Source organism: Methanoculleus frigidifontis (genome assembly GCF_030464345.1).
Classification (GTDB): Archaea; Halobacteriota; Methanomicrobia; order Methanomicrobiales; family Methanoculleaceae; genus Methanoculleus_A; species Methanoculleus_A frigidifontis.
In genome coordinates, this window is record NZ_VCYH01000011.1 from 67,792 (window position 1) to 78,844 (window position 11,053).

Annotated in this window: 15 protein-coding genes; 8 read left to right on the forward strand and 7 right to left on the reverse strand. The window is 55.4% G+C overall.

All coding sequences use genetic code 11. The features are described 5' to 3' along the window. Positions 1-4: 4 nt before the first annotated feature. Positions 5-217, forward strand: a complete 213-nt coding sequence (locus FGU65_RS14075; protein WP_301665131.1) for a hypothetical protein — start codon at positions 5-7, stop codon at positions 215-217. 53 nt (positions 218-270) lie between these two features. Here the strand turns inward: FGU65_RS14075 and FGU65_RS14080 are convergent, their stop codons facing one another. Then, a complete protein-coding gene (locus tag FGU65_RS14080; RefSeq protein ID WP_301665132.1) occupies positions 271-963 on the reverse strand; it encodes a hypothetical protein in 693 nt (230 codons plus the stop codon). Between the two features lie 221 nt (positions 964-1,184). Between FGU65_RS14080 and FGU65_RS14085 the strand changes: the two genes are divergently transcribed. Beyond that, positions 1,185-1,736, forward strand: coding sequence for a fasciclin domain-containing protein (locus FGU65_RS14085; protein ID WP_301665133.1), 552 nt, complete (start codon positions 1,185-1,187; stop codon positions 1,734-1,736). 77 nt (positions 1,737-1,813) lie between these two features. Further along, positions 1,814-2,269: an LEA type 2 family protein gene (locus tag FGU65_RS14090; protein WP_301665134.1), complete on the forward strand. Its 456-nt coding sequence runs from the start codon at positions 1,814-1,816 to the stop codon at positions 2,267-2,269. 10 nt (positions 2,270-2,279) lie between these two features. Here the strand turns inward: FGU65_RS14090 and FGU65_RS14095 are convergent, their stop codons facing one another. Together FGU65_RS14095 and FGU65_RS14100 are read right to left on the reverse strand one after the other, a co-directional pair. Then, the gene (locus FGU65_RS14095) at positions 2,280-2,762 is read right to left on the reverse strand and encodes a YkgJ family cysteine cluster protein (RefSeq protein ID WP_301665135.1); all 483 of its coding nucleotides are present in this window, start codon (positions 2,760-2,762) and stop codon (positions 2,280-2,282) included. 99 nt (positions 2,763-2,861) lie between these two features. Continuing rightward, the gene (locus tag FGU65_RS14100) at positions 2,862-3,851 is read right to left on the reverse strand and encodes a prenyltransferase (protein ID WP_301665136.1); all 990 of its coding nucleotides are present in this window, start codon (positions 3,849-3,851) and stop codon (positions 2,862-2,864) included. Between the two features lie 84 nt (positions 3,852-3,935). On the opposite strand from FGU65_RS14100, the gene FGU65_RS14105 reads away from it, so the two are divergent. From FGU65_RS14105 to FGU65_RS14115, 3 genes are all read left to right on the forward strand, one after another. Next, entirely contained in the window at positions 3,936-4,493 is a 558-nt protein-coding gene (locus FGU65_RS14105) for a YqhA family protein (RefSeq protein ID WP_301665137.1), read from the forward strand. 76 nt (positions 4,494-4,569) lie between these two features. Then, on the forward strand, positions 4,570-5,019 hold the full coding sequence (locus tag FGU65_RS14110; RefSeq protein ID WP_301665138.1) for a VOC family protein: 450 nt from the start codon (positions 4,570-4,572) through the stop codon (positions 5,017-5,019). Between the two features lie 111 nt (positions 5,020-5,130). Continuing rightward, on the forward strand, positions 5,131-5,685 hold the full coding sequence (locus FGU65_RS14115) for a DUF7282 domain-containing protein (protein WP_301665139.1): 555 nt from the start codon (positions 5,131-5,133) through the stop codon (positions 5,683-5,685). Positions 5,686-5,726: 41 nt separating this feature from the next. Here the strand turns inward: FGU65_RS14115 and FGU65_RS14120 are convergent, their stop codons facing one another. Then, entirely contained in the window at positions 5,727-6,188 is a 462-nt protein-coding gene (locus FGU65_RS14120; RefSeq protein ID WP_301665140.1) for a hypothetical protein, read from the reverse strand. A gap of 59 nt (positions 6,189-6,247) precedes the next feature. Further along, positions 6,248-6,625 (reverse strand): hypothetical protein, encoded by a 378-nt coding sequence (locus FGU65_RS14125; RefSeq protein WP_301665141.1) that lies wholly within the window; start codon positions 6,623-6,625, stop codon positions 6,248-6,250. Positions 6,626-7,100: 475 nt separating this feature from the next. Between FGU65_RS14125 and FGU65_RS14130 the strand changes: the two genes are divergently transcribed. Both FGU65_RS14130 and FGU65_RS14135 read left to right on the forward strand, forming a co-directional pair. Next, entirely contained in the window at positions 7,101-7,691 is a 591-nt protein-coding gene (locus FGU65_RS14130; RefSeq protein WP_301665142.1) for an acetate uptake transporter, read from the forward strand. A 235-nt stretch (positions 7,692-7,926) separates the two neighbouring features. Then, positions 7,927-8,568: a DUF998 domain-containing protein gene (locus FGU65_RS14135; protein ID WP_301665143.1), complete on the forward strand. Its 642-nt coding sequence runs from the start codon at positions 7,927-7,929 to the stop codon at positions 8,566-8,568. 40 nt (positions 8,569-8,608) lie between these two features. Here the strand turns inward: FGU65_RS14135 and FGU65_RS14140 are convergent, their stop codons facing one another. Together FGU65_RS14140 and FGU65_RS14145 are read right to left on the reverse strand one after the other, a co-directional pair. Beyond that, positions 8,609-9,775, reverse strand: coding sequence for a hypothetical protein (locus tag FGU65_RS14140; RefSeq protein ID WP_301665144.1), 1,167 nt, complete (start codon positions 9,773-9,775; stop codon positions 8,609-8,611). Continuing rightward, positions 9,772-10,842: a hypothetical protein gene (locus tag FGU65_RS14145; protein ID WP_301665145.1), complete on the reverse strand. Its 1,071-nt coding sequence runs from the start codon at positions 10,840-10,842 to the stop codon at positions 9,772-9,774. The genes FGU65_RS14140 and FGU65_RS14145 overlap by 4 nt, the downstream gene beginning before the upstream one ends. Positions 10,843-11,053 lie beyond the last annotated feature (211 nt).

The window sequence follows — 11,053 nt, forward strand, 5'->3', positions numbered from 1 at the left end:
TATATTGTATATTGAGTCCATATTGCTGTGTTTTTTGGTGCAAAGTATCCTGAAAACAGATTTTTTTCACCTCTCTCTTCCTGCCGCTCAATTCCCGGAATGGTGTGAAAAAACTTCGTATATCCGGAAATTGGCGGATTTAAAAGTATTTATTGAAAAAGCGGGGTTGTTGGGGGACAAAGCGGCCGTTGTGCCTGCGGTGGAGCGCACAGGATGAGATCCCGCGCAGATGCGCCGCCTCACTCCGGTATCGGCGGTTAAAAAGCGGTATCAGTGCCGGCTCTCACCGCACTGTCGCAGCAGCCCTGCCGCCCGCCGGAGCGTATCCGCCCCCCCCTCTCTGTAGAGAACACCGAGGACTGCAGAGGCGAGTATCCACTTCTTCTGCTGCCCGGTCTCGTCGCCGGGCGGGGGGCCGCAGTGAAAACCGATGACGTGTTCGGCAAGTCTCCAGCGGTCGCAGAGTGCGGCCACGTTCGCAGCCGTGACGGGCTCCATCGGGTGTGTGCTCTTCTCGTCACATTCGGGGAGCACCTTCAGCCGCATGGTGACGTCGCCGATGAGAGCAAGCGCATCGGCGTTATCCGGCATGGTATACAGGGTATAGAGATCGTTTGCCGGCACCGGCAGGTCCTCTTCGGGAAGCTTTGCGAGTATGTCCCGGAACAGGGGTTGTATGCTGGAGTCGGCCAGAACTCTCGTAATCAGGTCGGGGTCATGAATCGTGATGCCGAGGTCGGTTTCGATCGCCGGGATGACCTCCCGGTTCACCTCGTTGATCTGCGCCAGCAGGCTGTCTATCCCGGCGATCCACCTTTGGATCGTACAGAGATTTCGCGATCGTCTCTCTGATCGCCGGTGCCGGGGCACCCGCCGTGCAGCGTACTCCTGCATGAGGCCTTCCCGGAGCTCGGTGAGCGTCTTTTCGATGGCGATGGGGTGCACCTCGAAATCCTCGGCCATACCCTGTAGTGTGGCGCTGCTCCATCACCAACTTTGTCATTTGATTGTATCAGAATGTTCAAGCCATTCAGTTTACCTGTGTGGCGGGACGGACATGAGTATCAGGCATCTGTATCCCGTTTCCTCGCCTCTTCGGCGATGTATGCGTGGTTTCCCGGATCCGGCGATAAAGGTTAAATACGATGTTTCCCACTCCCGGGGCACCCTCAGGGGGAATTGTAATGAATCGATCAACGACAGCACGATGGTGCCTCCTTGCCTTTGTTGCGGTTCTGGCTGTCTGCATGGCGGCACCCGCCTGTACTGCCTGCCCGGGGCAGACAGTGGCAGAACCGATGCAGGAAAATCCGAATATCGTCGAACTGGCTTCCGGCGTCGATGACCTCTCCACGCTGGTGACGGCGGTTCAGGCCGCCGATCTCGTGGATACCCTGAGCGCCGAAGGGCCTTACACGGTCTTTGCTCCGACCAACGCGGCGTTTGATGAGCTCCCGGACGGAGTGCTGGAGGATCTCCTTGCGAATCCTGACGAACTGGCCAACGTCCTCACTTATCACGTGGTGGAAGGTATCTACTGCGCCGACGACCTTGCGGACATCGACACGCTCACGACTGTTCAGGGCGACGAGATCAGGATCACTGTCACCGATGGCGGTGTCATGGTCAACGATGCAATGGTCATCGATGCAAACATCGACGCTTCCAACGGTGTTGTCCACGTCATCGACGGTGTGCTGATTCCGCCGGCGACACCGGACTGCACGGGGTGCTGAAACAGCCCCGGCCGTTGCTGCTCGTGGAGCCGTACCCACAACCTTTTTTATGTCCCGCGTCTCTACCCTCCCGTATCATGAAATATGCGGGACTTCTCATCTGCGCTGCCGTCCTTCTTGCTGCGGCAGGCTGCACGGCGCCCGCGTATGAACGGCCGACCGTCGCGGTCGACGGGATTGCCGTTGAAAACGTCTCGCTTTCGAGCATCGACCTTCTGCTCAGCCTCACCATCACCAACCCAAACCCGGTGGGCGCCACGCTGGAGAACCTCTCCTTCGACATCTTCTTCCTGGAGGGCGACCGGCAGCAGCTCCTGGCGCACGGCGAGCGGGGGGGCTTTCCGATAGAGCCTTCCGGCGCTACGACCGTCACCGTCCCGGTGACCGTCGACAACATCAGGCTTATAACGGCATTTCTCCGGCTTGCCCGGGACGGAGCGGTCACCTTTCTGGTGAACGGTTCGGCCACGATCGATTTTACCATCACCTCGTTCGACGTCCCGTTCACCCGCACCGTTGAGGTGCGGGTGTAGCCCGGCGGTTCTAGCGCCGCACCGCGTATCCCGCCCGCCGGATCCGCCGGGTCATCTCCTCCTCCCAGGCTGCGTCATCGGGCTCGCGCAGCGTCCGAACGTCTCTGTCCCAGAGTTCCTGCAGGGCAGGGTCGTCGGCGACGAGGTGCCGCGAACCCATAACTCTCCCTGCCCGCGTGCCGGCGGCGTCGACGATCAGCAGGCGCCAGCACGAAAAGTCCCTGCAGATCCCGGGGCGGGTGGCGTGGACGATGCAGCAGACTCGCCGGTTCTCGGGGTCTGCCCGGAGGAACGGGCAGGCTTCCGGACGCTCTTTGAAGATGCTCTTCTCTGCATACAGGTGCTCTTTATCGGGGTCGACGCGGACGAGCGTCTCCTCACCGGTGTACACGTTCCGGATCCGGAACCGGTATCCGCCGTAGGCCTCTGCGATGATATGCACCTGCCCGAGGTGGCTGCAGCACTCGCCGCACTGGATGCACGCGAACGTCACGCTTTTCTCCTCCTCTCGTATCCGGTTTGTGTGGTAGCTCGTCCGGAACCGATATACATGCATTGATCTCTGCCGTACCGGAAGTGCGGACGCCGGCGTTCAGATGCCGATCGCAAGCAGGATGAAGTACAGCGCGACCAGCCCCGTGAAGAGAAAGTAGGCGGTGATATTCGCGGTCACGTAGCGCATGGCGCATTTTCGCTCTGTGCACCGGGCGCTATATCCCCAGAGGGCAACGCCGAGCGGAATGCACGAGATCGCGGCGACCGGCCAGAAGTTTATCGGTGCGAAGAGATCCGTGGCCGCATACAGCGTGATGACCAGCGTTGCCGCTGCCGCCGCGACGGCGATGACCCGAAAGCCGTAGGCTCTCCCTTTCCTGACGATCATCGTCGGTTTCCCCCCGGCCACGTCCGCTTCCCTGTCCGGTATCTCGACACTGGTGATGAAGACCAGTCCGTAGAGGAAGAACGGCACGCTGTATGCAAAGAACGCGAGGTCCAGCGTCCCCATCGCCACGAAGTATCCCGCCCCCGGCATGAGAAGGCCGAAAGTGATCATATTGGTGACCTCCCCGAGGTTGTTGTACGCGAGCCGCAGGGGGGGCGCGGTGTAGTACCACCCGAGAAGGTTTCCGCCGATGGCAAATATGAGAAAATACGAGGGGAATTCGTAGATGATCAGGAAGAGATACCCGAGCAGGATGGAGAAGGCCATCAGTGCAATGGCAGTCCATTTCGCGTATGGTTTGAGGGCGGGTTCCTGCGCAAGGATGCCGCTCCCGCCGGAGATGCCGGTCGGTTCACCGAGCCGGTCGGCATCGGCGTCGAAGTAATCGTTGCTGTAGTGGACCGAGAGATGGGCTGCGGCCATGGCCGTGTACCCGAGCAGGAACTGGTCGAGGGAGAAGTCCGCTCCCCGGAGCAGCGCAAAGAATGCTCCTCCGAGGAACGGGACAAACCCTGAGAGGAGAAAGGGAAACCTCCCGAGCCGGATGAATTGCATGAATGTGTGAAGCGCCATACCGCCGATGCCCGTCCGTACCTGCCGGTGGTTCATGCTGAAGATGGATATATACTTTCCCGACATGATCCGTATCCGGCGGCCGGCGTGATCCTGAAAAGTTGTTAATCTCTTCCCGACAGATGTACTACCCATATCAAGGGACCGACCATGGAGAAAGTCACGACACCGGATACCCCGGCACCGGCCGCTTTGCAGCGCAACGCAGGCACGCTCGAGCGCGTATTTGAACGGATCCTCTGGAATTCACGGTTCATCGTTCTGCTCGGCGTGATCTTCGGGGCGCTCAGTGCAGTTGTTCTGTTTATTGCCGGCTCACTGGAAATCTTTACCGTACTCGTGGAGTACCTTCACGTGACGGAGAGCCACCTGACCCACGAGGACATTCTGATCGCCATCATCGGGGCGGTGGACTTCTACCTGATCGGGCTTGTGCTGCTCATCTTCAGCTTCGGCATCTACGAACTCTTCATCTCGGAGCTCGACATTGCACGGAACCATGAGGGTATCGGGAACATCCTCGAAGTAGCCAGCCTGGATGACCTGAAGAACAAGATCATCAAGGTGATCATCATGGTGCTGATCGTCAGTTTCTTCCAGCGCATTCTCACTATGGAGTTCACCACGTCGATTGATATGCTGGCGATGGCGATCTCGATCGGCGTCATCTGCATCGGCGTCTATTTCCTGGGCCGCCACAATCTCTAACCTTTTCTGCCTGGTTTTTCCGGTTTTTCGTCCGGCAGCACTGCATACGGCGCAGCGGGGCATAGGTTTATGAAAGATGGCTCCTGTCCTGAACCGGGGTGTTGTTGTGAAAGAGGATTTTCCTGCACCCAGGGAAGGTATGCTGCTCACTGTGCTGCTCATCGTTGAGGATATCGATCGCTCCCGCATGTTTTACCGGGATGTGCTGGGGGCAGAGGTGGTACGGGAACGCGATCCGTGCGTGATGCGTTTTCAGAACGCCTGGCTCATCATCAATGTGGGGGGCGGGCCGACCGACGACAAGCCGGAGGTGACGATGGCGCCGCCGGAAAACCCGAGCGTTGTCAGCAGTGCTTTGAACATCAGGGTCGCTGACATCCACGCAGTCTATGAGGCGTGGCGAAATCGGGGTGCCGTGTTCCTGACGCCGCCGATCGACCGCGGTGTCGAGATCCGGTGCTACTTGCGTGACCCGGACGGGCACCTGATCGAGGTAGGGCAGACGACGGGGCTTCTTTCCTCGTAACCTGCACATGTCCGGCCGTTTTCCCGACCTGCACATTAGGTCGGGGAAACACTTATCCGTCACCATCTGCACCAGACGTGGCGGCCCCTGGGGGGGCAAGGGGGAGAGACGATGAAAGAGATCCGGATTGTTATTGCCGGTGTTCTGCTGCTGGCATGCCTGGTCGGCCTTTCGTGCGCCCAGCAGGTGAACCAGACGACGAACATGACAAACGCGACCGGGATGAACGAAACGACCGTGCCGTCGATCAACGTCACGGACCAGGCGGTCGCCGGCGACGGGGTCGTCGGCAACGTCACCGTCGACCAGGTCGTGAGCAACGGCTCCGGCTGGCTTGTCATCCATAACAATCTCTTCGGCCACCCCGGCGGTGTCATCGGCTACACCGAGGTTGAGTCCGGGATGACCGAGAACGTCACGGTTACCATCCATACGTTCGTCGCCACCGACCAGCTCTTTGCCGTCCTGCACCGGGATGCGGGCATGGAGGCAGTCTTTGAGTACCCGGTTCCCGACACCGAGCAGATGGCGGACGGCCAGATCGTCATCCGGCCGTTCAACGTCACCGCCGAGAACGCCACGCTGATGAACCTGACGGAGCAGTGCGGCATGGTGATGAACCAGACCGCAAACCAGACCGAAAATCAGACCACAAACCAGACCTGAGCGTGAGAGGGAGGCTCCAGCCCTCCTCTCTCGCAAGACAACTATTCTGCCGCCGGCCGGTAGAGCGAACCGTCGCGGACGATCTTCTGCTCTGCCGTCGCGAGCGTCCTGCCCGTCCCCGCCTCCTCGACGGTGACGGCGACCCGGACGGTTGCGGGTTCTTCGCCCGGCTGCTCGGGAAGATACGTCCAGTAGACGACCGGCTCCTGTGTGACCGCGTCGGCGCCGAGCGGCGTCACCTCGTAGTCAGGGGACGCCCAGGCGACGAACTCGCCGTAATCGGTTATCCAATGGTAGGCGGCGTCCTGCGCCGGACCGCTGTAGTGCGCCGCAAGCTCGATCCCGACGGTCTGCGACATCACAGGTGCGTATGCGGTCGTATTCGAGGAGATGGTCACGGTGCCTGTCTGCGCATCCGGGCTGCCGGTGCACCCGCAGGCGAGCGTGCCTGCCACGAGCAGGAGCAGGATGGCCGAAAGCAAGCGGCGGGGGAAGGTGTGCATGGTCTCTCATCTCCTGGTGGGCGATGCGGACGGATAACCGCAGCGCTTCCGGCGGCACGTCAGTCGGGACGCTCTCTCGACCATATCCTCCTCATCCACTTCGCTGTGAGAAAGACGACGCCCATCGCCCAGACGCTGAAGAAGTCCCGCACCACGAACCCGAGCGTCTCGTCCGGGTAGGCGGTGTCGCGGACGTTCCGCAGCGAAAAGTAGGCCAGAAGCGCCCAGACGAGCGCCACGGTTCCCTGGGCCGCGACCGAGAGCCAGAGGCCGAGGGTGGCGTATATCGCGCAGAGCAGGAAAGCCAGGATACTGGTGAAGAGGCTTGAGAAGACGTTCAGCACCGTGGTGCGTTCCAGGACGTCGCGGAGCTGCGGCAGCAGCATGACTGCCAGAAGAACGACGATGAATGTTATTCCGATATCCTGCCAGCTCATATACTCGCATCCCGTTACTGCACGGATACTGCAGCATGTATCTATCGACCTGCAGATGTATCATACCTGCGTGTTGGTTACGGTGACGGCGGTCAAGAGAGTGGCGAAGCAGATGATCCGGCACGGCAGAACGTCAGGAACCGCCCGGGATGGTATCGTCGCCTGCCGCAGTCCCGTGAGCGCGCATCTTGCGCTGTTCTGCTTCCCATCTCCGAGAGATCGCAGGTCCGGCGCCTTCCGAATGGATCCGGCTGAGATGTGGTGCGGATCACGCCCGTTGCCTATCAGAAGCGATCCGGAAAATCAGGATTTTCTGGCGCTGTGTGGTGCACATATTTCACTCAAGGCGCACAAATTGGCAAATTTATGTCACAATTGGTGCACAAATTATGAAATGGATAAATGGTGGGCACCACAAACGCGATCGGGCTGGTGCAGCAGGGGTTCAATCCGCCGTACCGGGAAAGGAAAAATCATGAATCAGATAGATGATACGAGCAGGAACAGCATCTTCCTTGTCGATGAAACGGCAAATCCTGCACCACTCGGACTGTGTGCATTCGGTATGACGACTATGGCTCTGAGCCTCCACAACGTCGGTGTCATAGCCCTCGGGAGCCCCATCCTTGCGATGGCCATTCTCTACGGCGGCATCGCACAGATCATTGCCGGTATCCTGGAATGGAAGAAGAATAACACCTTCGGCTTCGTCACCTTCGTGAGTTTCGGGTTTTTCTGGGTATCCTTTGCTGCGATTGCGATGCTCCCGGTTCTGGGTCTTGCAAAAGCGCCGGGGCCTGTTGAGATTGCTGCGTTTCTCAGTGTCTGGGGGCTCTTCGCGATTGGGCTTTTCATCTGCACATTCAGGATGCACCGTATCCTGCAGGTCACTTTCCTTGCAGTCGTACTGCTGGTTGCCCTTCTGGTCGCGGCGGATCTCTCCGGAAACGCTTTCATCCTGACCCTCGGCGGACTGATGGGGCTCGTTGCAGGGGGTCTCGCACTCTATATCGGACTTGGCCAGGTTATCAACGAGGTCTACGGCGATCGAGTCGTTCCGGTGTAACCCGAGAACCCGTTTTTTTTCGTAACCATCCGCGGTGCTTTTGTGCACCTTCTCCCGTGAAGGACGCCTGCAAACGCGGCAGATCCCAGGCGCTTCCACAGATGCTTCTTCACCGGCTCGGCCGGAGATGCGTGGAATCTGCGGGTGCGGCAACACCTGCTCGTACCGGTCTCCTCCTCATCAGAGGCACAATGTCTAAATATCTCTGAACGGTTACGCTCTGCCGGATATTGCCATGGCCGATCGATTCTTGATACCCATGTCCTGCCGGACCGCTGCAGGAGCGCTGCTCTTCTCCGTCGGCGTGATCGCCCTGATGGGGATCGTCACCGCCGAAACCCTCTATCCCGGGTACAGCACGGCAGAGAACGCGATCAGCGACCTCGGCGCCACGCTGCCGCCGGACAGCATCGTCGTCGAACCCTCCGCAACCATCTTCAATACAACGATGATCGCCAGCGGCATCCTCGTCGTCGCCGCCGCGTGGTGTGTTCACCGCGCCTTCAGGGACCGCATCGTCACGTTCTTCCTCGCCCTCTTCGGCGCCGGCGTCCTCGGTGTCGGGATCTTTCCGGGATACTGGGGCGACGTGCACGGGATCTTCGCCCTGCTTGCATTCAGCGCCGGGGGTCTTGCCGCCGTCGCCGCCTACCGGGTGGAGCCGCCGCCGCTGCGCTACTTCTCGGTGATCCTCGGCGCCGTATCGCTCTCCGACCTGGCGCTGTACTTCATCATGGGGCTTTCGGCAAGTCCGTTCGGGGTCTTCGGCCTCGGCGGGCTCGAACGGTGGATCGCCTACCCGATCCTGCTCTGGGTCACCGGGTTCGGCGGATGGCTGATGGGCGGGGAGGGGAAAAGGATTGCGGAACGAAGTTGAGGTGTTTAGACTGATTTTCGCTATAGTGGAGCCTAGTGTCTCACTCTAAATTCTCTGCATTTCCGCTAAAATCAAAAATTGATGGATTTTTTCTCGATATTTTTAGTTGGATGTCCTTCATTGCCTCGATTTTTGCATCCATTTCTGCCTTAACGTCTGACCAGTTATTGATATATTTCTCTTCGAGGTTTCTAATGACAGTCTGGTGCTTTGTTCCCGGGCATTTCAGTTTAATCCGCTTTTCGTCAACAACTTCGAGAAGGTCACAGCATATGCCATACTTAATGACCTGGTTCAGTTTTTCCTGGACAAGTTCTGCTTTCAGATCGCTTTTCATGCCGCATGAAGCGTTATCCATAAGTATTTGGAATATGTCGCTTTTCTTGATAGATTTTGGATCCCTGTTTTCTTCGTCGAGCTTGTTGGCAACGTAACAGTACCCGACGATGATATTTTTGATAACTCGAAATTGATGCATATTCAAGTAGAAAGGCAAATCAAATTGGTTTTTTAATTCGCCATCTCCATATCCGGCTAGTAAAATATTTGACAAAGTTGCATCTTCGTGTTCCCAATCGCTATTGAGCCGGATCGTTTCACTGCCGGGCATATGTTCCCATAGTTTCACGAATTTTGGATCGTATTTTTGCGAAGAAGCGGGCTTTCTGAATTGTGCTCTTACGGCTTGAACTATCTTAGCGCTCTCTAAAAAAGGTACGCATAATACGCACTCGATATTGTCCTCTTCCAGTTCACAACCGATAATTTCTGATAGGTAATCTATTTTCCCTATGACATGGTCTTTTGCGAGCTTAATTTGCTTCATTGTTTCCGTAACGTCGCCCACAGAAGATTTACATTCAATAAATAGTGCACTATTTTTGATCTCACTATAAATCAACAAATCAAAAAGGCTGTTTCCTTTTTTTTCCGAGCTAAACTCGATTAAAGGTTCAGTAAAATAGAATTCATATCCTGTTTTTTGGGATAAGGAAGTTTCAGCGAAGGTTTTGGCACATGCCAGAATTAATTGATGGTGTCTCTCATCAGTGTCTATCTCTTTCTTTACGATTTCAGTTCTAGTAACGATAAAGTCCTTTTTCCACCTTTCTTTTAGTTTAACCATCTCATCCTGGATATCCTTTGGCGCCCTATTATAGAAGGTATCAAAGTCTTCCCCATCGCGAGGTGGTATTATACGAATCACCCCACTTGGGCAGCATTATCAATATTTTCGCAGATGAATTGATAAAACCGCATAGATGAACCAATATCTGGTTGTTTTACTGGGAATACGTCGATTTTTCTCCCAGATGTTTTAATATCGAAAAGAGATCCGGTGTAGTCGTCAATGATCCGTGCGGTGAACTGCATGGATCCGTGAAGCAGGACGCGCTCGAGGATTGTGAAGTCCTCATTTTGTAATGTGTTGCAGAATCTTGGTACCTCGTCTATATCAAGCCCGACAGGCATCTCGATAGACCAGGGTCTCTGAATTGCATGAGCAAACTGATGTCTTTTCCCGATATGTCTTATTGAATAGCTCGATTTTCCAATTGCATCTCTCAGTTCTAATAATTGACCGACAACATTTTCGATGATGCTGAATATCTCGCCAAATCTTCCACTTCGCAGTGTTATGATCCCCTTATTATCTATCTTGAATGCGACTGTAGGCAATTTAATTTCAAGGATTCTTGGGAGAACACCATACCAATATTCCATTTCTTCCAAAGTTTGTTTCCCATCGTTCCCATGATATTGAACATTCCTTTCGTAGTGTGGTCTTAATTCTGATCTGGCCTCTGTGTTAGCCCCTCTTTGGGCAGAAAAGTAGGTGATAATCATATCTTCATATTTTATTGATAGATCATCTTTGATTTCTTTCATTACCTGAGGGGATATCCACATATTTGAGATATTCCTCGTCTTATTAATATAGTTAAAAAGAGTTTTTGGAATCTCATCCGTTTTGTTTGCATCAGTCAAGAACAGTGGAATGTTGTTATAGTCGTCAAAGAATGCGTAATAGGATATCTTATCGTTCTTAGAGCGCTTTGAGATTGACAACAACTTTCCGTATTGTTCTTCGATAACGAACCCTGCACTCTCCAGACTTTCGATGAACTGATTTATTGTTTCAAAGGTAGAGATGGTTGCAACGAGATTAAGAACCCCGGGTAAATGGTTATTTATCCGCTCGTATTCGAGGTACCGGGTAAACTCCTTGATGTCGCCAAACTGAATTCCCGGTTCTATTTGTATTGAGTTCATAATGTCGCTACCTGCTTCAGGGGGTTCACCATACGTACATACAAGTTAGTATTTGCCTCTTCATTTCTACTTAGGCCTTTCGATTATAGTTCTTGGCGCTACCCTTTTGAACCTTGAAGTACCTGAGCCTTCATGACCGGGCAGGAGCAGATCGCGATCGTGAAACACGTTCCCTTTTCTGTTTTGAAGAAACGGATCAAGCACCACAAAG